This window comes from Pseudomonas fluorescens, from assembly GCF_902497785.1.
Lineage (GTDB): Bacteria > Pseudomonadota > Gammaproteobacteria > Pseudomonadales > Pseudomonadaceae > Aquipseudomonas > Aquipseudomonas fluorescens_BO.
Genome location: NZ_CABVHK010000002.1, coordinates 332370 through 357802 on the forward strand (window position 1 = coordinate 332370; position 25433 = coordinate 357802).

27 protein-coding genes and 1 pseudogene are annotated in these 25433 nt (G+C 58.0%); 15 read left to right on the top strand and 13 right to left on the bottom strand.

The features are described from left to right. Position 1: 1 nt before the first annotated feature. The 3 genes from F8N62_RS04410 to colR all read right to left on the bottom strand — a co-directional run bounded on the left by F8N62_RS04410 (position 2) and on the right by colR (position 2825). Complete coding sequence (locus F8N62_RS04410; RefSeq protein ID WP_150709812.1) at positions 2–670, bottom strand: class I SAM-dependent methyltransferase; 669 nt, start codon at positions 668–670, stop codon at positions 2–4. A 201-nt stretch (positions 671–871) separates the two neighbouring features. Continuing rightward, positions 872–2152: a sensor histidine kinase gene (locus F8N62_RS04415; RefSeq protein WP_150709813.1), complete on the bottom strand. Its 1281-nt coding sequence runs from the start codon at positions 2150–2152 to the stop codon at positions 872–874. Beyond that, positions 2142–2825 (bottom strand): two-component system response regulator ColR, encoded by a 684-nt coding sequence (gene colR / locus F8N62_RS04420; protein ID WP_008032118.1) that lies wholly within the window; start codon positions 2823–2825, stop codon positions 2142–2144. Before colR ends, F8N62_RS04415 begins: the two co-directional genes overlap by 11 nt. Before the next feature lie 219 nt (positions 2826–3044). Between colR and F8N62_RS04425 the strand changes: the two genes are divergently transcribed. Beyond that, a complete protein-coding gene (locus F8N62_RS04425) occupies positions 3045–3788 on the top strand; it encodes a phosphatase PAP2 family protein (protein ID WP_150709814.1) in 744 nt (247 codons plus the stop codon). A gap of 183 nt (positions 3789–3971) precedes the next feature. On the opposite strand, the gene groL is transcribed toward F8N62_RS04425, so the two are convergent. From groL to F8N62_RS04445, 4 genes are all read right to left on the bottom strand, one after another. After that, positions 3972–5615, bottom strand: coding sequence for a chaperonin GroEL (gene groL / locus F8N62_RS04430; RefSeq protein WP_093422996.1), 1644 nt, complete (start codon positions 5613–5615; stop codon positions 3972–3974). 49 nt (positions 5616–5664) lie between these two features. Then, positions 5665–5958 carry a co-chaperone GroES gene (locus tag F8N62_RS04435; RefSeq protein ID WP_017340553.1) on the bottom strand — a complete coding sequence of 98 codons (294 nt, stop codon included), beginning with the start codon at positions 5956–5958 and terminating at the stop codon, positions 5665–5667. Between the two features lie 246 nt (positions 5959–6204). Beyond that, positions 6205–6681 (bottom strand): FxsA family protein, encoded by a 477-nt coding sequence (locus F8N62_RS04440; RefSeq protein WP_150709815.1) that lies wholly within the window; start codon positions 6679–6681, stop codon positions 6205–6207. 66 nt (positions 6682–6747) lie between these two features. Beyond that, entirely contained in the window at positions 6748–7479 is a 732-nt protein-coding gene (locus F8N62_RS04445; RefSeq protein WP_150709816.1) for a HugZ family protein, read from the bottom strand. Positions 7480–7643: 164 nt separating this feature from the next. Between F8N62_RS04445 and F8N62_RS04450 the strand changes: the two genes are divergently transcribed. Continuing rightward, positions 7644–8402 (top strand): SDR family oxidoreductase, encoded by a 759-nt coding sequence (locus tag F8N62_RS04450; RefSeq protein WP_150709817.1) that lies wholly within the window; start codon positions 7644–7646, stop codon positions 8400–8402. Positions 8403–8510: 108 nt separating this feature from the next. Here F8N62_RS04450 and apbC read toward each other — a convergent pair whose 3' ends face one another. After that, complete coding sequence (gene apbC, locus F8N62_RS04455) at positions 8511–9605, bottom strand: iron-sulfur cluster carrier protein ApbC (protein WP_150709818.1); 1095 nt, start codon at positions 9603–9605, stop codon at positions 8511–8513. A 293-nt stretch (positions 9606–9898) separates the two neighbouring features. Between apbC and metG the strand changes: the two genes are divergently transcribed. The 8 genes and pseudogenes from metG to F8N62_RS04500 all read left to right on the top strand — a co-directional run bounded on the left by metG (position 9899) and on the right by F8N62_RS04500 (position 16542). Further along, positions 9899–11950 carry a methionine--tRNA ligase gene (gene metG, locus F8N62_RS04465; RefSeq protein ID WP_150709819.1) on the top strand — a complete coding sequence of 684 codons (2052 nt, stop codon included), beginning with the start codon at positions 9899–9901 and terminating at the stop codon, positions 11948–11950. A 131-nt stretch (positions 11951–12081) separates the two neighbouring features. Continuing rightward, complete coding sequence (locus F8N62_RS04470; protein ID WP_150709820.1) at positions 12082–12651, top strand: electron transport complex protein RnfA; 570 nt, start codon at positions 12082–12084, stop codon at positions 12649–12651. A 17-nt stretch (positions 12652–12668) separates the two neighbouring features. After that, positions 12669–13043, top strand: a pseudogene (rsxB, locus tag F8N62_RS32280) (electron transport complex subunit RsxB); the annotation flags it as partial. 448 nt (positions 13044–13491) lie between these two features. Further along, positions 13492–14481 (top strand): RnfABCDGE type electron transport complex subunit D, encoded by a 990-nt coding sequence (locus tag F8N62_RS04480; protein ID WP_150709821.1) that lies wholly within the window; start codon positions 13492–13494, stop codon positions 14479–14481. Next, positions 14478–15089, top strand: coding sequence for an RnfABCDGE type electron transport complex subunit G (locus tag F8N62_RS04485; protein WP_150709822.1), 612 nt, complete (start codon positions 14478–14480; stop codon positions 15087–15089). Before F8N62_RS04480 ends, F8N62_RS04485 begins: the two co-directional genes overlap by 4 nt. After that, a complete protein-coding gene (locus F8N62_RS04490; protein WP_150709823.1) occupies positions 15082–15591 on the top strand; it encodes an Rnf-Nqr domain containing protein in 510 nt (169 codons plus the stop codon). Before F8N62_RS04485 ends, F8N62_RS04490 begins: the two co-directional genes overlap by 8 nt. A gap of 25 nt (positions 15592–15616) precedes the next feature. After that, positions 15617–16255 carry an endonuclease III gene (gene nth / locus F8N62_RS04495; protein WP_150709824.1) on the top strand — a complete coding sequence of 213 codons (639 nt, stop codon included), beginning with the start codon at positions 15617–15619 and terminating at the stop codon, positions 16253–16255. Between the two features lie 107 nt (positions 16256–16362). Then, a complete protein-coding gene (locus tag F8N62_RS04500) occupies positions 16363–16542 on the top strand; it encodes a PA3496 family putative envelope integrity protein (RefSeq protein WP_150709825.1) in 180 nt (59 codons plus the stop codon). 90 nt (positions 16543–16632) lie between these two features. Here the strand turns inward: F8N62_RS04500 and F8N62_RS04505 are convergent, their stop codons facing one another. Then, positions 16633–17259, bottom strand: coding sequence for a response regulator transcription factor (locus F8N62_RS04505; RefSeq protein WP_150709826.1), 627 nt, complete (start codon positions 17257–17259; stop codon positions 16633–16635). 496 nt (positions 17260–17755) lie between these two features. Between F8N62_RS04505 and F8N62_RS04510 the strand changes: the two genes are divergently transcribed. Continuing rightward, positions 17756–18391, top strand: a complete 636-nt coding sequence (locus tag F8N62_RS04510) for a hypothetical protein (RefSeq protein WP_150709827.1) — start codon at positions 17756–17758, stop codon at positions 18389–18391. A gap of 156 nt (positions 18392–18547) precedes the next feature. Here the strand turns inward: F8N62_RS04510 and F8N62_RS04515 are convergent, their stop codons facing one another. Together F8N62_RS04515 and F8N62_RS04520 are read right to left on the bottom strand one after the other, a co-directional pair. Next, complete coding sequence (locus F8N62_RS04515; RefSeq protein WP_007898502.1) at positions 18548–19765, bottom strand: argininosuccinate synthase; 1218 nt, start codon at positions 19763–19765, stop codon at positions 18548–18550. Positions 19766–19894: 129 nt separating this feature from the next. Continuing rightward, a complete protein-coding gene (locus F8N62_RS04520) occupies positions 19895–20803 on the bottom strand; it encodes a flagellar protein MotY (RefSeq protein WP_150709828.1) in 909 nt (302 codons plus the stop codon). 159 nt (positions 20804–20962) lie between these two features. Between F8N62_RS04520 and pyrC the strand changes: the two genes are divergently transcribed. Together pyrC and rnt are read left to right on the top strand one after the other, a co-directional pair. Further along, positions 20963–22009 carry a dihydroorotase gene (gene pyrC, locus F8N62_RS04525; protein WP_150709829.1) on the top strand — a complete coding sequence of 349 codons (1047 nt, stop codon included), beginning with the start codon at positions 20963–20965 and terminating at the stop codon, positions 22007–22009. After that, entirely contained in the window at positions 22006–22683 is a 678-nt protein-coding gene (rnt, locus tag F8N62_RS04530) for a ribonuclease T (RefSeq protein ID WP_027922845.1), read from the top strand. Before pyrC ends, rnt begins: the two co-directional genes overlap by 4 nt. A gap of 241 nt (positions 22684–22924) precedes the next feature. Here the strand turns inward: rnt and F8N62_RS04535 are convergent, their stop codons facing one another. Beyond that, positions 22925–23527, bottom strand: a complete 603-nt coding sequence (locus F8N62_RS04535) for a peroxiredoxin (protein WP_150581738.1) — start codon at positions 23525–23527, stop codon at positions 22925–22927. 313 nt (positions 23528–23840) lie between these two features. On the opposite strand from F8N62_RS04535, the gene F8N62_RS04540 reads away from it, so the two are divergent. Then, complete coding sequence (locus F8N62_RS04540) at positions 23841–24059, top strand: bacterioferritin-associated ferredoxin (RefSeq protein ID WP_020799889.1); 219 nt, start codon at positions 23841–23843, stop codon at positions 24057–24059. A 199-nt stretch (positions 24060–24258) separates the two neighbouring features. Beyond that, positions 24259–24732, top strand: a complete 474-nt coding sequence (bfr, locus tag F8N62_RS04545; protein ID WP_150709830.1) for a bacterioferritin — start codon at positions 24259–24261, stop codon at positions 24730–24732. Positions 24733–25026: 294 nt separating this feature from the next. On the opposite strand, the gene grxD is transcribed toward bfr, so the two are convergent. Next, positions 25027–25368 (bottom strand): Grx4 family monothiol glutaredoxin, encoded by a 342-nt coding sequence (grxD, locus tag F8N62_RS04550; protein ID WP_150709831.1) that lies wholly within the window; start codon positions 25366–25368, stop codon positions 25027–25029. Positions 25369–25433: the final 65 nt, after the last annotated feature.

Below are 25433 nucleotides of genomic sequence, written 5' to 3' on the forward strand. Positions count from 1 at the left end.
GTTACCTCTTGCGTAATACGTAAACCCGCCACATGGCATAGAGCGGTATGAAGTCCAGTTGTTCCTGAATACGGAACCCCGCTTGCTCAAATTCCTTTTCGACCGTAGCAGCCGGTAACACAAATCGATTCTGGTAACCTTCCTGCGCACGCTTCTTCTCGGCACGCTTGCGTTTCCAGGCTTTGAAATTGCCGTCAACCCACAACGAAAGAATCACGCTGTCTCGGCTCACGCGTTCGAATTCACGCAGAATGGCCAGTCGATGCTCGGCTTCACCAATGTGGTGCAACAAGCGCATGCAAAAAATGCTGTCGACGGCGTTATCAGGCAAGGCGATGTCGAATGCAGATGTGTGCAAGGGTTGTACCCGTTTCACCACTTGCGCAGGTTGCGCCTGCATTGCGATTTTGATCATGGACTCGGAATTGTCGCCACCGATGATCACGCGGTTGGGTTTTTCCGCCAGCAATGGCCAGAATCGCCCGGCGCCACAGGGCAGATCGAGGACCAGGCCGGGTTCGCCGACCAACGTCAATGCCTTGCGTGCCAGTTGTTTGTCACGCCAGTGGGACAGTCGGCGACCCAAACCGTCCTGATGCTTGCGCAGGTACTTCTGCGCGTGTTGATCATCGTACTTCTCGGAAAAATCGAGTTTTATCGGGCCTGCCATGACTCATAACTCCTGGACGTCTGATGACATCCAGCCTAGGGAGCGCCATGTCAGCGTCAGGTCATGCAATTGTGAAAAAAATGTCATGTAACCCGTGAAGTATTTCAGGGTTTTACAGGAAAAGATCGCAGCCTTCGGCAGCTCCTACGGTTGCACGCCGTCACCGGTAGGAGCTGCCGAAGGCTGCGATCTTTGGACCCATCAACTCTCCAGCGGATTCAACTCCACCTGAAAACGGCAGCCGTTGGGCTCCCTGTTCGTCAGGCTGACATGCCACCCCTGGTGTTCGCAGATCCGCTGCACCAGCGACAAGCCCAGTCCCAGGCCTTCGCCGCGTTTTTCATTGCCCCGCACGAACGGTTCGAACATTGCCTCGCGCTTTTCCTCGGGAATGCCCACACCACTGTCCTCGACCGTAAAACCCGTGGACGTCAGGGTCACGCGGATGAAACCTTGTTCCGTGTAATGCAACGCATTGCGCAGCAGGTTGCCCATGACCGCATGCAACAGGGTCGCGTTATAGCGCGTGTCGGCCGGGTTGCCCGGTTCAAACATCAGCGACAACCCTTTGGCTTCGATTGGTTCACGCCATTGATTGACCAGGCCGTCTGCGACCTGGCTCAGCGACTGTTGCGCCGCCATGCTGGTGTCTTCGTGCTGGGCGCGGGCCAGCATCAGGAAGGTTTGCACCAGTTCGCGCATCTCAGTGCACGCGCGGGCGATCCGTTCGACCTGAGCCCGGCCACGCTGGTCGATCCCGGGATTTTCCAGGAGCAATTCACAGGAGCTGGCCAGCACCATCAACGGGGTGCGCAATTCGTGACTGACGTCACTGGTGAACAACCGCTCCCGGGTCAACGCCTGGCGCAGGCGCCCGAGGGTGGCGTCGAAGGCCACGGCCAGCTCGCCCACCTCATCGGCGGCGTAGTCCGGCGCCAGCGGGGGTGCCAGCCCCAGCAATTGATCGCGGTGACGAACCTGGCGGGCCAGCCGCACCACGGGCGCCATCACTTTGCGTGCGAGGATCCAGCCGAGGAATACCGCCAGTGCCAGGCTCAGTACAAAGCCGACCAGGACCACGGCAAACAGCACCCGCTCACGCTCCTCGAAATCACTCTGGTCCTGCAGCAACACGTAGTGCCGACCGTCAACGACTTCGACCATCGCGTGGTAAGACAGCTGCTCGCGAAACACCTCGTGAAAGCCCGGGTCGAGGTGGCGCAAATCCTTGGGCAACTCGAAGTCGCCCGGCCCGCCGCTGAAATAGAACAGTTGGTCCGGCTCGGGACGATGGTTCCAGTCCATCACACTGTCCATCAGCAACAGGCGCTGCAAGTCGCCACCCAGGCCAGCCGAAATCAGTTTTTCTTCCACCAGGTGCACGGTCGCCACAATGCCCATGGCAAAGGCGCCCGCCACCAGTGCGCTCATCAACGCAAAGGCGATGATGATGCGTTGGGCAAGGCTCTGCTTAAACTCCATCTCGGCCCTCGGCCAAGCGATAACCGACACCGTGCACGGTTTGCAGCAATGGCTTGGCGAACGGTTTGTCGATCACCTGGCGCAATTGGTGGACGTGGCTGCGCAAGCTGTCGCTGTCCGGGCAATCGTCGCCCCACAGGGCTTCTTCGAGAATTTCACGACGCAGCACGTGAGGGCTTTTCTGCATCAGCACGGCCAACAATTTCAGGCCCACCGGGTTGAGTTTCAGCAGACGCCCTTCGCGGGTCACTTCCAGGGTATCGAGGTCGTAGCTCAGATCGCCTACCTGCAGCGTGCGACGACCACCGCCCTGCGCCCGCCGCATGACCGCTTCGATCCGCGCGGCGAGTTCAGACAGGGCAAAGGGTTTGATCAGGTAATCGTCAGCGCCGGACTTGAAGCCCTGCAGCCGGTCGTCCAGTTGATCGCGCGCGGTGAGCATGATCACCGGCGTGTCGCGGCGCGCGTCTTCGCGCAAGCGTTTGCACAGGGTGTAGCCGTCGATGCCGGGCAACATGATGTCGAGCACGATCAAGTCGTAGTGCTCGGTGGCCGCCAGGTGCAGACCTGACAAACCGTCCTGCGCGCAATCCACGGTGTAGCCTTTGAGTCCCAGGTAATCAGCCAGATTGGCCAGGATATCGCGGTTGTCTTCAACCAATAGAATTCGCATGGGCACCTCCTCCGCACACAGATACGGCCGTCTTGGCCCGCGCAGCTTAAGGCCTCGCGCGACTGAGGGCTAGAACTGTGTGCAGTTGTAAATCCGGGTGTGGAAGCGGTGACGGCGTTAACGACTTTTTCACTGTCGATTCACACAGAGGCGACACCACCGGGTGCAAACTCCGCGCGGCTGCGGCCTCAAGAACGTTTAACCGACCAAGGAACTGCCATGGTTTCGACCACTGCCCGCCCCGCCTCCCGCCCGCTCAACTTCTGGGTGTGCCTGGGTGTTCCCGCCATTGCGGCGATCGTTTTGGTGCTGCTCGAACTGACGTCCCTGGACATGGACCTCGCCCGGTTGTTTTACGACCCGGCGGCGGGCGACTTCATCGGGCGGCACAGTTACTTCGTTGAAGACATCCTGCATGACCGCGCCAAGCAAGTGGTTATCGCCTTTTCGGTGCTGGCCATTCTCGGGTTGGCGGGATCGTTTTTCATCGACAGGCTCAAGCCATTCAAGCGGGAACTGGGCTGCCTGGTGCTGTCGCTGGGCCTGGCGACTTCCTTTGTCACTCCGGTCAAGGCGGTGACGGCGGTGCAGTGCCCATGGAGCCTGGAACAATTCGGCGGTCATGAAACCTACAGCGAATTGCTCAGCCCTCGCCCGGCCACTGATAAACCGGGGCGCTGCTGGCCGGGCGGACATGCCGCGACCGGATTCACCCTGTTTGCGCTGTTTTTCGTACTCCGTGACCGGCGTCCGCGACTCGCCCGTAAAGCCTTTGCCTTCGCCTTCGCGCTAGGCACGGTGTTTTCGGTGAGCCGGATGATGCAGGGCGCGCACTTTTTCTCGCACAACGTGTGGACAGCGATTTTTTGCTGGCTGATTTGCCTGGGGTCGTATTACTTCATCCTTTATCGGCCGGATGGGGAGGCTGATCGAGTCACCAAGGCAGAACCTGTCAGCGCTTGATCTGACGTCATCGCGGGCAAGCCCGCTCCCACAGGATTGATGCGATCCTGTGGGAGCGTGGCTTGGTCCGGGCGGCGATCCGACGATGGCCGCGCCTCGGTCTTTTGACATACCAAAATGAAGGCAATAAAAAACCCCGCCGGCTTTCGCAGGCGGGGTTTTTATGTACGGGGTAAGGCTGGCTTACATCATGCCGCCCATGCCGCCCATACCGCCCATGTCTGGCATGCCGCCGCCAGCTGGACCGTCTTCCTTGATCTCGGCGATCATGGCTTCGGTGGTGATCATCAGGCTGGCGATGGAAGCTGCTGCCTGAAGAGCCGAACGAGTCACTTTAGCCGGGTCAAGGATGCCCATTTCGATCATGTCGCCGTATTCGCCAGTGGCAGCGTTGTAACCGTAGTTACCCGAACCCTGCTTGACCTTGTCGACAACTACGCTTGGCTCGTCGCCGGAGTTGGCAACGATCTGACGCAGTGGCGCTTCAACAGCGCGACGCAGCAACTGGATACCCACGTCTTGATCAGCGTTGTCGCCTTTCAATTCGGAGATAGCCTGCAGAGCGCGAACCAGTGCTACGCCGCCGCCAGGTACCACGCCTTCTTCAACGGCTGCACGGGTAGCGTGCAGGGCGTCTTCAACGCGGGCTTTCTTCTCTTTCATTTCAACTTCGGAACCGGCGCCAACCTTGATCACTGCAACGCCGCCGGACAGCTTGGCCAGACGCTCTTGCAGTTTTTCACGGTCGTAGTCGGACGAAGTGTCGGCCACTTGCTGACGGATTTGCAGAACGCGAGCCTGGATATCAGCTTCAACGCCGGCGCCGTCGATCACGGTGGTGTTTTCTTTCGACAGGATCACGCGCTTGGCATTACCCAGGTGTTCCAGGGTAGTGCTTTCCAGGCTCAGACCGATCTCTTCGGAGATCACGGTACCGCCAGTCAGAACAGCGATGTCCTGCAGCATGGCCTTGCGACGGTCGCCGAAGCCCGGAGCCTTGACGGCTGCGACTTTAACGATGCCACGCATGTTGTTCACAACCAGAGTCGCCAGGGCTTCGCCTTCAACGTCTTCGGCCACGATCAGCAGTGGACGGCCGGCTTTGGCAACGGCTTCCAGTACTGGCAACATTTCGCGGATGTTCGAGATTTTTTTGTCGACCAGCAGGATCAGCGGACCGTCGAGCTCGGCAGTCATGGTCTCTGGCTTGTTGACGAAGTACGGGGACAGGTAGCCACGGTCGAACTGCATGCCTTCAACAACCGACAGTTCGTTTTCCAGGCCCGAGCCTTCTTCAACGGTGATCACGCCTTCTTTACCGACTTTTTCCATGGCTTCGGCAATGATGTCGCCGATGGAGTTGTCGGAGTTGGCCGAGATGGTGCCGACCTGAGCGATTGCCTTGGTGTCAGCGCAAGGCTTGGACAGGGCTTTCAGCTCTTTGACGATCGCGATGGTCGCTTTGTCGATACCGCGCTTGAGGTCCATCGGGTTCATGCCGGCAGCGACGGCTTTCAGGCCTTCGTTGACGATCGATTGAGCCAGAACGGTTGCGGTGGTGGTACCGTCGCCTGCGTCATCGTTGGCACGGGAGGCAACGTCTTTGACCAGCTGCGCGCCCATGTTTTCGAAGCGATCTTTCAGCTCGATTTCTTTGGCAACGGATACGCCGTCCTTGGTGATGGTCGGAGCGCCGAAGCTCTTCTCGATGATCACGTTACGGCCTTTAGGGCCCAAGGTCGCTTTTACTGCGTCAGCCAGGACGTTCACACCGGCGAGCATTTTCTTACGGGCGGAATCGCCGAATTTAACTTCTTTAGCAGCCATGATCGATATTCCTTAAATACTTTGTAGTAGCGGGAAAATGAGCGGGGGATCAGCCTTCGACTACAGCGAGGATTTCGCTTTCGCCGATAACCAGCAGGTCTTCGCCGTCGACTTTCACAGTGTTGCTGCCGGAGTAAGGGCCGAAAACAACCTTGTCACCCACTTTCACGGACAGCGCACGCACTTCACCGTTTTCCAGAACTTTGCCCGGGCCTACAGCGAGGACTTCGCCCTGGTTTGGCTTTTCAGCAGCCGAACCTGGCAGGACGATACCGCCAGCGGTTTTCTTTTCTTCTTCGCTGCGACGGACGACGACGCGGTCATGCAGAGGACGAAGCTTCATTGTCGATCTCTCCTAATTGTGGTTTTCATCGGCCGGTGTATTCCCGGCGGGTTTAACAAAATCCGGCGGTGCCGGGTGCGGTTCGTCAAGCGAACCGCGGAAGTCTGTCTGGCACAATCGCCAGAAACCTTGCGGTGACCGTTACATAAGGGCGCATAAGCTTATTACAAGTGCGGGGATCGAAATTTTTTACGTTGATGCCCCGAAAAACGACACGGCACCCGAAGGTGCCGTGGGTGAAACGATTTACTTGGAATCACGGTGCTCGAACTCGCCTTCGATCACGTTCGGCTCGCGACCCAACGATTCGCGTGGAGCAGGACCGCCACGGGGTTGCAGATCGTCGGCGAACGCACGCTGACGAATCGCCGCCTCTTCGGCGCGCTGGCGCATTTTATTGGCCAGCAGTCGACGGGAGATCGGCAACAGCATGATCAGGCCCAGCACGTCGGTGACGAAGCCCGGCAGGATCAACAGGCCACCGGCCAATGCCAGCATCAGGCCTTCGAGCATGGTCTGGGCCGGCAGTTCGCCGCGGTTCAGGCTTTCGCGCGCACGCAGCGCAGTTGCCAGACCAGCGATGCGCAGCACGAACACGCCGAGCATCGAGCCGAGAATGACCAGCAGCAGGGCCGGGAAAAACCCGATTGCCCCGCTCACCTTGACGAATACGAACAGCTCCAACACCGGAAACAGTACAAAGAGCAATAAAAAAGGGCGCATCAAATGGTTCCTCAACGCAAGAATGCCTTGCCAGTCTTCCCTAGATGACGTCGCCGTTTCGTGAATTCAAGCGTCAGCCAACCTATTTTTCGGCCAATGCTCGGCGTGAGCCAGGAAAACCAAGGCTTCCCGCACTTGTGTCGGCGTATTACATGACGCCTGAAACGGCAGCCAATAGAGCCCCTGGCCGATGCGCAGGTGCAGGCCTTCGCTGTCGATCCCGGCCAGTTGCGCCGGCTCGGTCGTCGGCAGACCGGCCAATTCCACATAGTGGGCGATGGCTTTGGCGTGATCGGCATTCATATGCTCGACCATGCTCACCTCGGCTTTACCGGCGAACGGGTTGGCCAATGTCAGATGATCGACCCAGTGAATCGCGCCGAAGCCGCCGATGTAACGATGGCGTACGGGCTCAAGCACCCAGAAGTCAAAATCGTGGGCCCTGTGGTAGTTCTGCGAATCCGGGAAATAGCGGTAGTAACGCTCGGCGGCAGCCTCGATCGCTGAAGCGTCCTGCAGTTGTTGCGCCTGGGCGAGGTAGGTCAGGCGCCCGACAGCTTGCACATCTTCGGCACCGCGCTCACCCACGAACAGCGAGCACTTCGGATCTTTTTGCAGATTGTGGGTGTGCTGGGCGATGCGGCTGATCAGGATCAGCGGCCGGCCCTGCTCGTCCAGACAGTAAGGCACCACCGAGCCAAACGGGAAACCGGGCATGGCTTTGGAGTGGGTGGAAAGCACTCCGCGGTATTCCTTGAGAAGCAATTCTCGGGCATTCTTGGCCGCTTCAACGCTCAATTTATGACTCCTTATATAGAATCCGTCGAAAAAACGGACAGGCACCCGGCAAAAGTACCGGGCCGCCATCAGGGCAGTTCTCATGTGCAACCAGGCCACATCGGGTGCAGATCGAGAGGCTCTCTTATAGGAAGACCACTCCTGACTGCTACCGGGTTATGCGAATGCAACTCACTGACAAAGTAATCATTATCACAGGCGGTTGCCAGGGTTTAGGCCGATCCATGGCCGAGTATTTCGCCGGCAAAGGCGCGAAGCTGGCGCTTGTGGACCTGAACCAGGAAAAACTCGACGACGCCGTCGCGGCGTGCAAGGCCAAGGGCGTCGAGGCCCGCGCTTATCTGTGCAACGTCGCCAACGAAGAACAAGTGACGCACATGGTGGCCCAGGTGGCCGAAGATTTCGGCGCGATTCATGGCCTGATCAACAACGCCGGGATTCTGCGCGACGGGCTGCTGCTCAAGGTCAAGGACGGCGAAATGACCAAGATGAGTCTGGCCCAATGGCAGGCGGTTATCGACGTCAACCTGACCGGCGTGTTCCTGTGTACTCGCGAAGTCGCAGCGAAAATGGTCGAGCTGAAGAATAGCGGTGCGATCATCAATATCTCGTCGATCTCCCGGGCCGGCAACGTCGGCCAGACCAACTACTCCGCCGCCAAGGCCGGCGTTGCTGCGGCGACCGTGACCTGGGCCAAGGAACTGGCGCGCTATGGGATTCGAGTGGCGGGCATTGCTCCGGGCTTTATCGAAACCGAGATGACGCTGGGCATGAAGCCCGAAGCGCTGGAGAAGATGACCTCCGGGATTCCGCTCAAGCGCATGGGCAAGCCGGAAGAGATTGCGCATTCGGCAGCGTACATTTTCGAGAATGACTACTACACCGGGCGGATTCTGGAGATGGATGGCGGGTTGCGGATTTAACGCTGGATCAGAAGATCGCAGCCTCGCTGCGCTCGACAGCTCCTACAGATTTACGCCAATGTCCGTAGGAGCTGTCGAGCGAAGCGAGGCTGCGATCTTTTCAGCGAATCAATCGTCGCTGATGGTGATGTTCGGCATCGCCGGTGTTGCCGCTTCCTGCAACACAATTCGCGCGCCGACATGGCGGGCGAGTTCCTGGTAAACCAGCGCGACCGGGCTGTCCGGCTCGGCGATCACCGTCGGTTTGCCGCTATCCGCCTGCTCGCGGATGTCCATCGACAGCGGCAACGAGGCCAGCAGTTCGACGCCGTACTGATTGGCCAGCTTGACCCCGCCGCCCTCACCGAACAAATGCTCGGCATGCCCACAGTTCGAGCAAATGTGCACGGCCATGTTTTCGACCACACCCAATACCGGAATGTTGACCTTGCGGAACATCTCCACGCCCTTGCGCGCGTCGAGCAGCGCCAGGTCCTGCGGGGTGGTGACGATGACCGCGCCGGCCACCGGGACTTTCTGCGCCAGGGTCAGCTGGATATCGCCGGTGCCGGGCGGCATGTCGATGACCAGGTAATCCAGATCGCCCCAGGCGGTTTGCGTGACCAATTGCAACAACGCGCCGGAAACCATTGGCCCGCGCCAGACCATCGGCGTGTTGTCGTCGGTCAGAAACGCCATGGACATCACCTCGACGCCATGGGACTGGATCGGCACGAACCATTTCTGATCCTTGACCTTGGGGCGAGTGCCTTCGGGAATGCCGAACATGATGCCCTGGCTCGGACCATAGATGTCGGCGTCGAGAATCCCGACCTTGGCGCCTTCGCGAGCGAGGGCCAGCGCCAGATTGGCAGCGGTGGTGGATTTGCCCACGCCGCCCTTGCCAGACGCCACGGCCACGACATTCTTGACGTTGGCCAGCCCCGGAATTTGTGCCTGAGCCTTGTGCGCAGCGATCACGCTGGTGATATCAACACGGGCACTGCTGACGCCGTCGAGGCCTTCGATGGCCATTTGCAGCATCTGCGACCAGCCACTTTTGAACAGGCCGGCGGCGTAACCCAACTCGAGCTGGACGCTGACGCGATCACCCTGAATGTCGATGGTGCGCACGCACCCGGCGCTGACCGGGTCCTGGTTCAGGTAAGGGTCGGTGTACTGGCGAAGGACGGCTTTCACCGCTGCGCGATTGACGGCGCTCATGGGCAACTCCGATAGCAAGACTGGAAAATCAGGCGGGTATCGTACGCCGGACATACATTTGTGGCGAGGGAGCTTGCTCCCGCTCGGGTGCGCAGCAGCCGCAATTGGACTGACCCGGTATGTCTGAACGATCGGGATCGCCGGGTTTGGGGCGGCTTCGCCACCCAGCGGGAGCAAGCTCCCTCGCCACAGTTTTTTGCAGTCGCCGCATCTCGATACAACCTCACGGGGTGAAAAATCTGCGCCGGCGCTTTATAGTGGCCGACCTCCGTTTCATCAAGTAGCCGAGCCCCATGTCCGAGCCACGCAAGATCCTCGTCACCAGCGCCCTGCCCTATGCCAATGGTTCGATCCATCTTGGCCACATGCTGGAATACATCCAGACCGATATGTGGGTGCGCTTCCAGAAGCACCGCGGCAACCAATGCATTTATGTCTGCGCCGACGACGCCCATGGTTCGGCCATCATGCTGCGCGCGGAAAAGGAAGGCATCACACCGGAACAGCTGATCGCCAACGTCCAGGCTGAACACAGCGCCGACTTTGCCGAGTTCCTGGTGGACTTCGACAACTTCCACTCCACTCACGCCGAAGAAAACCGTGAGCTGTCGAGCCAGATCTACTTGAAGCTGCGCGACGCCGGGCACATTGCCACGCGTTCGATCACGCAATACTTCGACCCGGAAAAGAAAATGTTCCTGGCCGACCGCTTCATCAAGGGCACCTGCCCGAAATGCGGCACCGAAGACCAGTACGGTGATAACTGCGAAAAGTGCGGTGCGACCTACGCGCCGACCGACCTGAAAGATCCGAAGTCGGCAATCTCTGGCGCCACCCCGGTGCTCAAGGATTCCCAGCACTTCTTCTTCAAATTGCCGGATTTCCAGGAGATGCTGCAAACCTGGACCCGCTGCGGCACCCTGCAAGACGCCGTGGCCAACAAGATCGCCGAATGGCTGGATGCCGGCCTGCAACAGTGGGACATTTCCCGCGATGCGCCGTACTTCGGTTTCGAGATCCCCGACGAGCCGGGCAAATATTTCTATGTGTGGCTGGACGCGCCGATTGGCTACATGGCCAGCTTCAAGAACCTGTGTGACCGCACGCCGGAACTGGATTTCGACGCGTTCTGGAACAAGGACTCCACCGCCGAGCTGTATCACTTCATCGGCAAGGACATCGTCAACTTCCACGCCCTGTTCTGGCCTGCGATGCTGGAAGGCGCCGGTTTCCGCAAACCGACCGCCATCAACGTGCACGGTTACCTGACCGTCAACGGTCAGAAAATGTCCAAGTCCCGTGGCACCTTCGTCAAGGCCCGGACCTACCTCGACCACCTGTCGCCGGAATACCTGCGTTATTACTACGCGGCCAAGCTCGGCCGTGGCGTCGACGACCTGGACCTGAACCTCGAAGACTTCGTGCAGAAGGTCAACTCCGACCTGGTCGGCAAAGTCGTCAACATCGCCAGCCGTTGCGCCGGCTTCATCCACAAGGGCAACGCGGGCGTGCTGGTGGCCGGTAATGCCGCGCCGGAACTGACCGAAGCATTCCTCGCGGCTGCGCCAAGCATCGCCGACGCCTACGAGGCTCGCGACTTCGCCCGGGCCATGCGCGAAATCATGGGCCTGGCCGACCGCGCCAACGCCTGGATCGCCGACAAGGCACCGTGGTCGCTGAACAAACAGGAAGGCAAGCAGGACGAAGTCCAGGCCATTTGCGCGCTGGGCATCAATCTGTTCCGCCAACTGGTGATTTTCCTCAAGCCGGTCCTGCCCTTGCTGGCCGCCGATGCCGAGGCGTTCCTCAACGTCGCGCCGCTGACCTGGAACGATCACGCCACCTTGCTCAGCAACCATCAGTTGAACGAGTTCAAGCCACTGATGACCCGTATCGACCCAGTGAAAGTGCAAGCCATGACCGACGCATCGAAAGAAGACCTGACCGCCAGCCAGACCGACACCGGCGAGACTGCGCCGGCCGGCAACGGCGAACTGGCCAAGGATCCGCTGTCGCCAGAGATCGATTTCGATGCCTTTGCTGCGGTCGACCTGCGCGTTGCGCTGATCATCAAGGCCGAAGCCGTGGAAGGCGCCGACAAACTGCTGCGCCTGACCCTGGACATTGGTGATGAGCAACGCAACGTGTTCTCCGGGATCAAAAGCGCTTACCCGGACCCGTCCAAGCTCGATGGTCGCCTGACCATGATGATCGCCAACCTCAAGCCCCGGAAAATGAAGTTCGGTATCTCCGAAGGCATGGTGATGGCGGCCGGTCCTGGCGGTGAAGAAATCTACCTGCTCAGCCCTGACAGCGGTGCCAAACCGGGTCAGCGCATCAAGTAAGGTTCTGCACTAAACAGATCCCACAGCCGTGCCTGGCGCGCCTGTGGGATTTTCATGTCTGGCCCACCCCCCGTCCTTGCCGGATAATGCCTAATCTCTATTGAGAGAGCCCTGTTCTCACCGGCACGATCATGACCGAAATTTTTCTAACGCTTTTCAGCGCTGCCCTGATCAACAACTTCGTGTTGCACTGGCCGCTGGGCGTCGATCCGCTGCTGGGCACCGAGCGTCGTCAGGTCCATGCCTTAGGCATCGCGACAACGTGCCTGATGCTGATCGTCGGAATGCTTGGCCATGCGCTTTATCACGGCGTGTTGGTGCCGCTGGAGCTGATTTCGCTGCGTCTTTTCGTGTTTTTGCCCCTGAGCGTGTTGTTGATCGCGCCGCTGCTGAAAGTATTGGCGAGAGTATTTTCAACGCTTTCATTCGAAGGGCTCTGGCCGCTGCTGCTCGCCAATGCCGGTGTGCTCGGGTTGGCACTGATCAACGCCCAGGACGACAAAGGTTTTTTCTACGCCACCGCCCTGAGCCTTGGCGCCGGGCTGGGTTTCTGGCTGGTATTAAGTCTGTTCAGCGACTTGCGCCAGCGCACACGTGACAACGATGTCCCCCTGCCCTTTCGCGGCCTGCCAATCGACCTGATCGGCGCCGGACTGATTGCAGTGGCTTTTCTCGGCTTCAGCGGACTGATCAAAACATGAGTCTGATTCAACGCATCGACGCCCTGCTGCCCCAGACCCAATGCGGCAAGTGCGGGCATCCTGGATGCAAGCCCTACGCCGAAGGCATTGCCAGCGGCGAGCCGATCAACAAGTGTCCCCCCGGCGGCAGTGAAACCATCGCGGCCTTGGCTGAACTGCTGAAAGTACCGGTGCTGGAACTGGACGTCAGTCGCGGTGAGGCCCCGGCGCAGATCGCCTACATTCGCGAGGCCGAGTGCATCGGCTGCACCAAGTGCATACAGGCCTGCCCGGTGGATGCGATCGTCGGTGCCGCGAAATTGATGCACACGGTAATCATCGACGAATGCACCGGTTGCGACCTCTGCGTCGCGCCCTGCCCGGTGGATTGCATTGAGATGCGACCATTGCCCCTCGCCAGCGTGCTACCTATTGTTGGCGGCCTGGCGTTCAGTGTTGAAGAGCAACAGGCCCGTGCCGCCAAGCGCAATCACGCGCGTCGTCGCTTCGAACAGCGCAATGCGCGCCTGCATCGAGAGGAACAACAGAAAATCGCCGAGCGTCAGGCCCGGGCCCAACGCGCGGCGCAGCCCAGTGCAGTGACGGCGCTCAACCCGGTACAGGCCGCGCTCGAGAGGGTTCGCGCGCAGAAGGTGGCGAACGCCGATGCGGCGCTGAAAAAAGCCAAGATCGATCTGGCGATGAGCCGGGCGCAGCTGAACAAAACACTCAAAGCGTTCGGTCACCCGCCGACGTTCGAACAGCAATCGCAACTGATCGTTTTGCAGCAGCAGTTCGAAGCGGCGGAACGTGTCTTGCTGCAGTTGGAAAACAGCGTAGCCGAGCGTCAACTGGATGCTTATGTCGCCCCTTGAACCGGTGGACGAGCGCCTTCAGCAGGCCATGAAGCTGGTGTTGCTGGCCACTGTGCCGGGGATGCTGGTGTTGTTCTGGCTGTACGGCTGGGGCGTGTTGATTAATCTGCTGTTGACCGGCGTGACGGCGCTGGCCGTTGAAGCGATGGTCTTGAAACTGCGCAAGCGTGAGATCAAACCGACGTTGAGCGACGGCAGCGCGCTAGTCAGTGCGACGCTGCTGGCCCTGGCTTTGCCGCCCTACTGCCCATGGTGGCTGCCGGTAAGCGCGGCGGCGTGCGCACTCCTCGGCAAACAGCTGTACGGCGGCGTCGGCAAGAACCCGTTCAACCCGGCAATGCTCGGTTTCGCTCTGGTGCTGGTGGCGTTCCCGCAACATATGACTCACTGGCCTTCCTCGCATGGCATGGACCTGTTCGGCGGACTGCAGCAGGTGTTCGGCTTCAACCTCGGTCAGGCGCCGGATGCCTGGGTTCAGGCCACGGCGCTCGACAGCTTGCGCATCAACAAAAGCCTGACCATGGATGAAATGTTCGCCGGGAATCCGGCGTTCGGTCACTGGGGTGGACGGGGCGTGGAATGGGTCAATCTGGCCTTTCTGGCCGGTGGCTTGTTCCTGCTGCAACGCCAGGTATTCAGCTGGCATGCACCGGTCGGCATGCTGGCCAGCCTGTTTGTCATCAGCCTGCTGTGCTGGAACGGTTCGGGCTCCGATTCACAGGGTTCACCGCTATTTCACCTGCTCACCGGCGCGACCATGCTCGGCGCTTTTTTTATCGTGACAGAACCGGTATCCGGAGCCAAAAGCACCGGCGCCCGACTGATGTTTGGCGCGGGCGTGGGCCTGCTGACGTACTTGATTCGTACGTGGGGCGGCTACCCGGACGGGGTGGCGTTTGCGGTGCTGCTGATGAACCTGTGTGTGCCGGCGCTGGAGCGGTTTGTCGGGTCCAGGCAGGAGCGAGTAACCCCATGAGCCGAACGTCGAGCGTTGCGATTCTGCTGCTGTTGGCGGCCTTGGGAATGGGCGCGACGTACCTTGCGCAATACCGCGGCGCGCCACACATTGCCGCCGAACAGCGACTGATCGACAGCCGACATCTGCTGGACCTGCTGCCCCCGGACAGCTATGACAATCAGCCACTGGAACAACCGCTGCGCCTGGTCAATACGCCATTGAGCAACAGCACGTTGCAGGGCGGTTATCTGGCGACGAAGGCCGGCAAACCCGACATCTTCTTGCTGCGTAGCGAGACAGTGGGTTACGCGGGCTCACTCTCCCTGCTGATCGCCATCGACGCCAGCGGCAAGCTGGTCGGGATCAAAACCCTGAGGCAGTCGGAAACTCCCGGGTTGGGCGCGCGAGTCGCCGAGTGGCCAAATGCGTGGCTTGGGCAGTTTGCCGGCAAGTCTCGACGTGAACCTGCGGACGCGGGCTGGGCCTTGAAAAAGGACCAGGGGCAGTTTGATCAGATTGCCGGGGCGACCATCACCTCAAGGGCGGTGATCAATGCTATCCACGATGCGTTGCGCTACTTCGATGAACACCGGCAACAGTTGACCGGGAACAGCCCCCATGAATAAGTCACCGACGCTGCAAAACTCACTGATGCTTGCGCCGCTACTGGGCGCCACGGGTTCATGGCTGAATGCCCTCGGCCTGTGGTTGATGTTCATTGTGGTGATCAGTGCCTATGGGGTCGGCATGGCTGCCTTGCGATCACGGCTGGTCCCGTTCGCCCGATTGCCTGCCGGTATCCTGCTGGCCGCCACGCTGACCAGTTGCGCGCAGATTGCCGCGCAAGTCTGGTCACTTCAATGGCAACAACACGTGGGGTTTTATAGCGGATTGATCGCCTTGCAATGCGTAGTGCTCGAGCACAATGGCTTCTTCGAGGGCCCAGTAATCGCTCGCCTGCGCTTGTGCGGCCTTTTCGGTATGTTGATGGTGGTTCTGGCCCTGGCGCGCGAACTCATCGCTACGGGTGGTCTGCACCTGGCCACGCTCGCCCCCGGTGGTTTTATTCTGCTGGGGCTGCTGATCGCCGCCTGGCAGGCCTGGCCTCGCTCGACCCCCTCACACTGACTGCCTCCGAGGAAATGCACTGCCCATGAATGCTGCAAAACGTCTGGAAATTTTCCGCAGGCTGCACGAAGACAACCCGGAGCCCAAGACCGAATTGGCGTACTCCTCGCCGTTTGAATTGCTGATCTCGGTGATTCTCTCGGCGCAATCGACCGATGTCGGCGTGAACAAGGCCACTACCAGACTCTACCCGGTGGCCAATACACCCGCTGCGATTTACGCCTTGGGCGTCGAAGGTTTATCGGAATACATCAAGACCATCGGCCTGTTTAACAGCAAGGCAAAGAACGTGATCGAAACGTGTCGCTTGCTGGTGGAGCGACATGGCGGTGAGGTACCGCAAACCCGCGAGGAGCTGGAAGCCTTACCCGGCGTTGGCCGCAAGACCGCCAACGTAGTGCTGAATACGGCTTTTCGCCAATTGGCCATGGCCGTGGACACCCACATTTTCCGCGTCAGTAATCGCACCGGCATTGCTCCCGGCAAGGATGTAGTCGAGGTCGAGAAGAAATTGATGAAATTTGTGCCCAAGGAATACCTGCTTGATTCCCATCACTGGCTGATTCTTCACGGGCGCTATGTCTGCGTGGCTCGCAAGCCTCGGTGCGGCAGTTGCCGGATCGAAGACCTGTGTGAATACAAGCAAAAGACTTCGGACGATTGAGCCGCTATTAGGATTTTCGATCCATCGATTGAAAAAATCTTTTTTACCCGCAGAGCGATTGTCGATATAAGGGGCGCCAAAGGCAGTCTTAGCCTGGAGTTAACCTTATGAGCACTGGCAAAGAGCAATTGGACGTAGAAGAAGACTTTATACCCGCCGGGGCCGATGATGCGGAACCGGTGGTTGAAGTGGCAAAGACCAACCTGAGCAAACGCCGCACAATAGACAACCTGCTGGAGGAGCGCCGACTGCAAAAGCAATTGGCCGATTACGATTTTGATCTATAACTCCTGAAAGCCTCCCGAAACGGAGGCTTTTTACCCAGTGCGCAACCGCGACGATGCCCACTTATCAAGCCCCTCACACCGTTGGCGCTGTCACACCAGACCATTGCGTTGAGCCAGTTCGATCAGGTCCACCAAGGATCGCGCATTGAGTTTCAACAACAGGCGAGTCTTGTAAGTACTGACGGTTTTATTGCTGAGAAACATTCCATCGGCAATTTCCTTATTGGTCTTGCCCCGGGCCAGTTGTTGCAACACCATCATTTCCCGCCCCGACAAGCGATCCACCATATCGGCTTCACTGGCATTCCCCAGACTCGAACGGACGGTATGCAACGCTTGATTGGGAAAGTAACTGTAGCCTGACAATACAGCCTTTATTGCACTGAGCAACTCAGTGAGATCCTGTTGTTTGCAAACATACCCGGCCGCACCGGACTGCATGCAACGCATTGAAAAGTGCCCTGGCGCCTGAGAGGTCAATATCAGTACTTTCATCGGCATTGCTGCCGATACCAGACGCGCAATCACTTCCAGCCCATCGAGCTTCGGTATCCCGATATCGAGGATGACAATATCCGGCATATGTTCACGCGCAAGTTGCAATGCATCCACGCCATTATCTGTTTCTGCAACGACTTCGTAGCCATGACGCTCCATCAGCATACGCACCGCAAGACGTATGACGGGGTGATCATCCACGATCAGCACTTTATTCATGGGCAAGTCCAATTTTCGCTGTTCGAATTTTTAGAGCCCGCACAATAGCCTAGTCGTTTCACCCATGGCATGCCGTGCCCCCCGGCCACCCGCACCGAGAGACATTCCCTACAAATAACGCGGATTTTTCTTACAAAAAAACCAAAAAAACAGCGCCTCAGAAACTTTATCCATCTCTTTATATTTCACAGCAAAAGATTTTTTGTATCGATTTACAACCGGAAAATAATAATGCAACGGCGACCCGACAGCCCCCAACAAATGAGCTACCCTTCAATGACGGCCATATTGACAGCTAATTACCACACTATTGCCAGACAAGGATCTGAAGAACGCCAACCAGGTTGGAACTTAGCCCCCTAAACAACAAGACATTAAAATAACAAGAGCACGCATATATCCTAATTATCAAAGCACCGCTACTATAACAACTGCGACACCCGACAATATCCCTTTAACCCATTGAGAAAAAGACAAAACCACATGAGTAAAACATATGCTAAAACTCAAACAACGAATCACCAACCCCATGACAGTTATCGCTATATTCGCAACACTGTCTGAAACATCGGCAGCCATCTCTCTGCCGTTCCTGGATGATGAGGACAGATCGCTCTACATTTGGTTCTTGATCAGCTTTCCTTTCTATCTGCTATTGCTGTTCTTTGCCACACTCAACTTCAACTATCGCTCGCTCTATGCACCGTCCGATTTTGAGAAGGGAAAGCATTTCATGAAAGCCCTGGATACTGCTGAACGTCCGGGGAATGGGCAAAGTCCAGCAGAGGAAACCGGCGCGCCGGCCAATCTCTCGGTCCAGCATCACATTGAGCTGCCGGAACGGTTGAAAGACCTTTACATCGTTGATGCGCGCTGGATAACCAGGAAAATGGGGTTTCGCGAGCTTCTGGAGAATATTCAGCAAACCAAGGGGGACCCGGCGCACGTCGTCGTGTTGCTTACTGGTTCAGAATCAGAGAATTTGCTGAAAGAAAGCGCGGTCAAATATTGCAGGCACACCAAGAAGCGCCACAACGTGCCGTTCTGTATTGCTTACAATTTGAGTTCACATGACGTGACAGTCATTGATCAATCTCGCCAGGCTGACGCACAGCAGGCATTAGCCCTTTAGGGATCAATGGAGGCAAACAGACGGGAAGAACCTGAAAACAACAAGAATGATGAATCGCAATGTCAGACAGAAAATCCCTAATTCCAAATTTGTGGCCTTGTCGAAAACAAGGCCACAAATTCCGTCACGGACGATCGATCATCGCGTCAGAAAACCTCAGAAAAGCTTTCGACCCTTGTTCGCCGCAATACGCATGCGCAGCGCGTTGAGCTTGATAAAGCCCGCCGCATCGGCCTGGTTGTAGGCGCCGCCATCTTCCTCGAAGGTTGCGATGTTGGCATCGAACAACGATTCGTCGGACTTGCGGCCCGTCACGATCACATTGCCCTTGTACAGCTTCAGGCGCACAACGCCGTTCACGTGTGCCTGAGACGCATCGATCATTTGTTGCAGCATCAGACGCTCAGGGCTCCACCAGTAACCGGTGTAGATCAGGCTGGCGTATTTCGGCATCAGCTCGTCTTTGAGGTGAGCCACTTCGCGGTCCAGCGTGATCGATTCGATCGCACGGTGAGCGCGCAGCATGATGGTGCCGCCCGGGGTTTCGTAGCAGCCGCGGGATTTCATGCCCACGTAACGGTTCTCGACGATGTCGAGACGACCGATACCGTGTTCCCCACCGATACGGTTCAATGTCGCCAGCACGGTGGCCGGGGTCATTTCGACGCCGTCCAGTGCGACGATGTCGCCGTTGCGGTAGGTCAGTTCAAGGTATTGCGCCTTGTCAGGAGCCTTCTCCGGGGAGACGGTCCATTTCCACATGTCTTCTTCGTGCTCGGTCCAGGTGTCTTCCAGCACGCCGCCTTCATAGGAGATGTGCAGCAGGTTGGCATCCATGGAGTACGGGGATTTCTTCTTGCCGTGACGCTCGATCGGGATGTTGTGCTTTTCAGCGTAATCCATCAGCTTTTCACGGGAGAGCAGGTCCCATTCGCGCCACGGAGCGATCACTTTCACACCGGGTTTCAAGGCATAGGCGCCCAGTTCGAAGCGAACCTGGTCGTTACCTTTGCCGGTGGCGCCATGGGAAATGGCGTCAGCGCCGGTTTCGTTGGCGATTTCGATCAGGCGTTTGGCGATCAACGGACGAGCGATGGAAGTACCCAGCAGGTACTCGCCTTCGTAAACGGTGTTGGCGCGGAACATCGGGAACACGAAATCACGCACGAATTCTTCGCGCAGATCGTCGATGTAGATTTCTTTTACGCCCATGGCCTGAGCCTTGGCGCGGGCCGGCTCGACCTCTTCGCCCTGACCCAGGTCAGCGGTGAAGGTCACCACTTCACAGTTATAAGTATCCTGCAGCCACTTGAGGATCACCGAAGTGTCCAGGCCGCCGGAATACGCCAGAACGACCTTGTTTACGTCCGCCATGCCATCACTCCACGGGGTTCTACGGAAAGCCGTCAAGTCTACCGGGCATGCAGGATAATTTACAGGGGCGCGACAGCTTATGACGACGAAGCGACAGATTGTGTCAAACCCGCGACGATGACCGCCCGGTCACGAGGTCTTCGCCGCGCTCGCCGAAACCGTCACTTGAGGGGCAGTCTGTTCCGTCGGCGCAACCCGCGCGAGGTGCACATTGACCCGTCGGTTCTTCGCCCGATTGGCGGAGTTGGTGTTGGGCGCCACCGGATAACGCTCACCGTGAAAGCGCACGGTGATCTGCGATTCCTGAACACCGTTGGCCTTGAAGAACTCCATGACCGCCAACGCCCGGCGCCGCGAAAGATCACGATTGGTCAGGCGATTGCCGCTGTTGTCGGAGTGGCCATCGAGTTCGATGTGATTGACCGTCGGATCGGCCTTCATGAACTCCAGCATCACTTGTAGCTGCGCCTTGGCCTGTGCGTCGAGGTCGATGCCCTCACCGGGGAAGCCGATCTGCGACTGTTTGACCTGCTCGAAATTCTTCGGCAGCAGCTTCGCGACACAGCCCTGGTAATCGTTAAACGCTTTGCTGAATCTGACCGGCAGCAGGCGCACTTCCGACACCCGGCCATCGCCTGAGTAGTGTCGAATGACCGGGCTGCGGCCATCCATCAAGCCACTGATCAAACGCCCGGCCTGAACGTGCGAACTGTTGAACAGCACATTGCCGCTGCCAATCTGCACGGAACCCAGATTAATGTCGCCGCGACCTGGCTGCCAGGGCGCAGCGGCCGCCAGCAACGTCGCCGAGCCGCCACCGACCATCGTGTTGTAGGACTTCAGGCGAAACGTCGCTTGCTCACCCGCCCGGCGTACGAATTCGCCCGAACCGAAATCGGTGACGGGTTGAGTCAGGCGGCATTCGAACTTGTCCCCTTCGACCGTCCACTCGATGCTCTCCAGACGGGTCTGGAAAGTGAGCGCCATCGCGGGAAGGCTGGCAAACACGCTGAGCAAGGCTAAATAACGCTGGCGCACGGGAGGCTCCACTGGCTTCTACAACAAAAAGACCGACACACACATGTTTACGGCATACCTGTTGGATATCGGAAGCTTCCTGCAAAACTTGATAGCGAGTGCCTGAGAGAGTCTTTTCCGGTAGCATTCCCTTCAGTTTGACCCGCCTGGAATCCCCTCATGTCCGACCGCCTGACCCTGCTGCGTCCCGACGACTGGCATATTCATCTTCGCGATGGTGCCGTGTTGACCAATACCGTTGCGGATGTCGCGCGCACCTTTGGTCGCGCCATCATCATGCCCAACCTGGTACCTCCGGTGCGTAACGCCGCTGAAGCCGACGGCTATCGCCAGCGGATTCTCGCTGCACGTCCGGCCGGCAGCCGTTTTGAACCGTTGATGGTCCTTTACCTCACCGACCGCACTCAGCCCGAAGAAATTCGTGAGGCCAAGGCCAGCGGTTTCGTGTACGCCGCCAAGTTGTACCCGGCCGGCGCGACCACCAATTCGGATTCTGGCGTCACCAGCATCGACAAGATCTTCCCTGCGATCGAGGCCATGGCTGAAATCGGGATGCCCTTGCTGGTTCACGGTGAAGTCACCCGTAGCGATGTCGACGTGTTCGACCGCGAAAAAATCTTTATCGATGAGCACATGCGTCGTGTGGTCGAGCGTTTTCCGACGCTCAAAGTGGTGTTCGAACACATCACCACCGCCGATGCCGTGCAGTTCGTCAACGAGGCTTCGGCCAACGTTGGCGCGACCATCACTGCGCATCACCTCTTGTACAACCGCAACCACATGCTGGTCGGCGGGATTCGGCCGCATTTCTATTGCCTGCCGATCCTCAAGCGCAATACGCACCAGGAAGCCCTGCTCGACGCCGCCACCAGCGGCAGCGAGAAGTTTTTCCTCGGCACCGACTCGGCGCCTCACGCCCAGCACGCCAAGGAAGCCGCATGCGGTTGCGCCGGCTGCTACACCGCTTATGCGGCAATCGAGATGTATGCCGAGGCATTCGAACAGCGTAACGCGCTGGACAAGCTCGAAGCCTTCGCAAGCCTCAACGGTCCGCGGTTCTACGGCCTGCCGGTGAACACCGACCGCATCACCCTGGTCCGCGATGAGTGGACCGCCCCGACCAGCCTGCCATTTGGCGAGCTGACCGTTATCCCGCTGCGCGCCGGTGAAAAACTGCGCTGGCGCCTGCTGGAGGAACACGCGTGAGTGAAGACCATTTCGACGACGAACAGGACGGTCAAGGCGGCGGAGGTGGTCCTCGTCATCCAATGGCAGCGAGGTTCCGTGGCTACCTGCCAGTGGTCGTCGACGTAGAGACCGGTGGCTTCAACTCGGCGACCGACGCCCTGCTGGAAATTGCTGCAACCACCATCGCCATGGATGAAAAAGGCTTTGTGTATCCCGATCACACCTACTTCTTTCGTGTCGAGCCGTTTGAAGGCGCGAACATCGAAGCGGCGGCGCTGGAGTTCACCGGGATCAAACTCGATCACCCGCTGCGCATGGCCGTGAGTGAAGAAGCCGCGTTGACCGATATCTTCCGGGGCATCCGCAAGGCCTTGAAAGCCAATGGCTGCAAGCGGGCGATTCTGGTCGGGCACAACAGCAGCTTCGACCTCGGTTTCCTCAACGCAGCCGTTGCGCGCCTGGACATGAAACGTAACCCGTTTCATCCATTCTCCAGCTTCGATACCGCAACGCTTGCAGGTCTGGCTTATGGCCAAACCGTCCTGGCCAAGGCGTGTCAAGCTGCCGACATCGACTTCGACGGCCGTGAGGCCCACTCGGCTCGCTACGACACAGAGAAGACGGCCGAGCTGTTCTGCGGCATCGTCAACCGCTGGAAACAAATGGGTGGCTGGGAAGATTTCAACGATTGATCTGTCTGGCGAGGGAGCTTGCTGTGGCGAGGGAAGCTTGCTGTGGCGAGGGAGCTTGCTCCCGCTGGGTCGCGAAGCGGCCCCCCGCTCTTCCTCTTAAAAGCAGAGAACTGCTGCGCAGTCCAGCGGGAGCAAGCTCCCTCGCCACAGGTTCAGTGTGCATAAGTGAACAGCATCGGGTTTATCCCGCCCATAAAAAAACCGGCCTCAATGGCCGGTTTTTTTATGCCTCGAACGCGCCTTACAGGGCAGCAGCGTTCTCGGTCAGGTAAGCCGCGACGCCTTCGGTCGAAGCGGTCATGCCTTTGTCGCCTTTTTTCCAGTTGGCTGGGCAGACTTCGCCGTGCTCTTCGTGGAATTGCAGCGCGTCGACCAGACGGATCAGCTCTTCCATGTTACGGCCCAACGGCAGGTCGTTGATGATCTGCGAACGGACAATGCCTTTGTCGTCGATCAGGAACGCGCCACGGAATGCCACGCCGCCTTCGGACTCAACGTCGTAGGCCTTGGCGATTTCGTGCTTCATGTCGGCAGCCATGGTGTAGCGAACCTGGCCGATACCGCCATTGTTCACCGGGGTGTTGCGCCATGCGTTGTGAGTGAAGTGCGAGTCGATCGAAACAGCGATCACTTCGACATTGCGTGCCTTGAAGTCGGACATGCGGTTGTCCAGAGCGATCAGCTCGGATGGGCAAACGAAGGTGAAGTCCAGTGGGTAGAAGAACACCAGGCCGTATTTGCCTTTGATGGCCGACGACAGGGTGAAGCTGTCTACGATTTCGCCGTTGCCGAGTACGGCCGGTACGGTGAAGTCAGGGGCTTGTTTGCCTACGAGTACGCTCATTGGATATCTCCTGGTGTAATGACGTGAAGTACCGGGTTCGTATCAGCCTGCCACGCTCACGCGACAGCCCTGTGACACTTACCCGCTCCATAAGGACCGGCCATCATACACTGCGTTTTTGAGCTGTCCTCAACGGTTTTTCGCCGAAGGGAAAATTTGCCGTCGTCACCGCTACTGGCAGATCGCCCCTGGAAAACCGTTCGTCAGGCACCCTCGCTTATAACGCAAAGGTTTCAGAAACCACTTTGACAATCATTCTCGTTAACATTAAGATCCATCGCAATTGAGTCACAACCAGCGACGGTTTTCACTTATGTATGTCTGCCTCTGCACTGGCGTCACCGACGGTCAAATTCGCGATGCGATCTATGAAGGTTGCTGCAGCTACAAGGAAGTCCGCCAGGCTACCGGCGTAGCCAGCCAGTGCGGTAAATGCGCCTGCCTTGCCAAGGAAGTGGTGCGTGAAACCCTGACCAAATTGCAAACAGCCCAGGCTTCGATTCCTTTTCCTGTGGAATTTACGGCGGCTTAAATACCCCATTCCAAAGAACCGGACTTCATGTCCGGTTTTTTTATGCCTGAAAATCAATCGCTTACCGTCTAGACGCGGAACACAAACATTCTTATTCCGATTAATTTTCATTTAACTTTCAATAACTTAGGTTTGACACTCTTAGTTGTGCGGCTCAAACTCGGCTTTATAGACAGCTAATACAGGGCAGGACCCCATCATGAAAGGCGACATTACAGTCATCCAGCATCTCAACAAGATCCTTGCCAATGAGCTGGTCGCGATCAATCAGTATTTTCTGCATGCGCGCATGTATGAAGATTGGGGTCTGAACAAGCTCGGCAAGCACGAATACCACGAATCCATCGACGAGATGAAACACGCGGACAAGCTGATCAAGCGCATCCTGTTTCTCGAAGGTCTGCCGAACGTGCAGGACCTGGGCAAGCTGCAGATCGGCGAACACACCCAGGAAATGCTTGAGTGCGACCTGCGTATCGAACGCACTGGCCATGCCGACTTGAAGGTCGCCATCGCCCATTGCGAAACTGTCGGCGACTTTGGCAGCCGTGAACTGCTCGAAGACATTCTTGAATCCGAAGAAGAACATATCGACTGGCTGGAAACCCAATTGGGCCTGATCGACAAGATTGGTCTTGAGAACTATCTGCAATCGCAGATGGGCGAAGAGTAACAGCCGTTAGGACCTGCATAGGAACTGTGTGGTGCTGTGCAGGAGCTGTGTAGGAGCTGTGTAGGAGCTGTGTAGGAGCTGTCGAGTGAAACGAGGCTGCGATCTTTAAGATAACAGCCACGCACCCCGGTAACTTACCCAAGCGCAATAAAAAGCCCCGGCTCTCTTTCGAGAGGCGGGGCTTTTTTGTGGCTTATCAAAGAATCAAAGGCCAGATCAAAAGATCGCAGCCTCGTTTCTCTCGACAGCTCCTACACGCCCTACAGGTCATACATGCCCGTTACAGCAGCGGGATCAGGCTTCGGTCTTGTTGGCGGCAGCCGCTTCAACAGCCGATTTGATGGTGGTTTGCAGCGAACCGTCTGCAGCCATCTCGGTCATGATGTCGCTGCCGCCAACCAGCTCACCACCCACCCACAGTTGCGGGAAGGTTGGCCAGTTGGCGTATTTTGGCAGGTTGGCGCGGATTTCCGGGTTCTGCAGGATGTCCACGTACGCAAATTTTTCACCACACGCCATCACGGCCTGAGCAGCTTTCGCGGAGAAGCCACACTGCGGGGCATTCGGCGAACCTTTCATGTAAAGCAGAATGGTGTTGTTGGCAATCTGCTCTTTAATCGTTTCGATGATATCCATGAAGCACCTCGGCTGAACTTTCCGACTCAGGGGTCGGCACGGTGGCGCATTGTAACGGAAACCCG

Coding starts and splice junctions, on each gene's coding strand:
- F8N62_RS04410 (WP_150709812.1), bottom strand. CDS start 670: ATGGCAGGCCCGATAAAACTCGATTTTTCCGAGAAGTACGATGATCAA.
- F8N62_RS04415 (WP_150709813.1), bottom strand. CDS start 2,152: ATGGAGTTTAAGCAGAGCCTTGCCCAACGCATCATCATCGCCTTTGCG.
- colR (WP_008032118.1), bottom strand. CDS start 2,825: ATGCGAATTCTATTGGTTGAAGACAACCGCGATATCCTGGCCAATCTG.
- F8N62_RS04425 (WP_150709814.1), top strand. CDS start 3,045: ATGGTTTCGACCACTGCCCGCCCCGCCTCCCGCCCGCTCAACTTCTGG.
- groL (WP_093422996.1), bottom strand. CDS start 5,615: ATGGCTGCTAAAGAAGTTAAATTCGGCGATTCCGCCCGTAAGAAAATG.
- F8N62_RS04435 (WP_017340553.1), bottom strand. CDS start 5,958: ATGAAGCTTCGTCCTCTGCATGACCGCGTCGTCGTCCGTCGCAGCGAA.
- F8N62_RS04440 (WP_150709815.1), bottom strand. CDS start 6,681: ATGCGCCCTTTTTTATTGCTCTTTGTACTGTTTCCGGTGTTGGAGCTG.
- F8N62_RS04450 (WP_150709817.1), top strand. CDS start 7,644: ATGCAACTCACTGACAAAGTAATCATTATCACAGGCGGTTGCCAGGGT.
- apbC (WP_150709818.1), bottom strand. CDS start 9,605: ATGAGCGCCGTCAATCGCGCAGCGGTGAAAGCCGTCCTTCGCCAGTAC.
- metG (WP_150709819.1), top strand. CDS start 9,899: ATGTCCGAGCCACGCAAGATCCTCGTCACCAGCGCCCTGCCCTATGCC.
- F8N62_RS04470 (WP_150709820.1), top strand. CDS start 12,082: ATGACCGAAATTTTTCTAACGCTTTTCAGCGCTGCCCTGATCAACAAC.
- F8N62_RS04480 (WP_150709821.1), top strand. CDS start 13,492: ATGTCGCCCCTTGAACCGGTGGACGAGCGCCTTCAGCAGGCCATGAAG.
- F8N62_RS04485 (WP_150709822.1), top strand. CDS start 14,478: ATGAGCCGAACGTCGAGCGTTGCGATTCTGCTGCTGTTGGCGGCCTTG.
- F8N62_RS04490 (WP_150709823.1), top strand. CDS start 15,082: ATGAATAAGTCACCGACGCTGCAAAACTCACTGATGCTTGCGCCGCTA.
- nth (WP_150709824.1), top strand. CDS start 15,617: ATGAATGCTGCAAAACGTCTGGAAATTTTCCGCAGGCTGCACGAAGAC.
- F8N62_RS04500 (WP_150709825.1), top strand. CDS start 16,363: ATGAGCACTGGCAAAGAGCAATTGGACGTAGAAGAAGACTTTATACCC.
- F8N62_RS04505 (WP_150709826.1), bottom strand. CDS start 17,259: ATGAATAAAGTGCTGATCGTGGATGATCACCCCGTCATACGTCTTGCG.
- F8N62_RS04510 (WP_150709827.1), top strand. CDS start 17,756: ATGCTAAAACTCAAACAACGAATCACCAACCCCATGACAGTTATCGCT.
- F8N62_RS04515 (WP_007898502.1), bottom strand. CDS start 19,765: ATGGCGGACGTAAACAAGGTCGTTCTGGCGTATTCCGGCGGCCTGGAC.
- pyrC (WP_150709829.1), top strand. CDS start 20,963: ATGTCCGACCGCCTGACCCTGCTGCGTCCCGACGACTGGCATATTCAT.
- F8N62_RS04535 (WP_150581738.1), bottom strand. CDS start 23,527: ATGAGCGTACTCGTAGGCAAACAAGCCCCTGACTTCACCGTACCGGCC.
- F8N62_RS04540 (WP_020799889.1), top strand. CDS start 23,841: ATGTATGTCTGCCTCTGCACTGGCGTCACCGACGGTCAAATTCGCGAT.
- bfr (WP_150709830.1), top strand. CDS start 24,259: ATGAAAGGCGACATTACAGTCATCCAGCATCTCAACAAGATCCTTGCC.
- grxD (WP_150709831.1), bottom strand. CDS start 25,368: ATGGATATCATCGAAACGATTAAAGAGCAGATTGCCAACAACACCATT.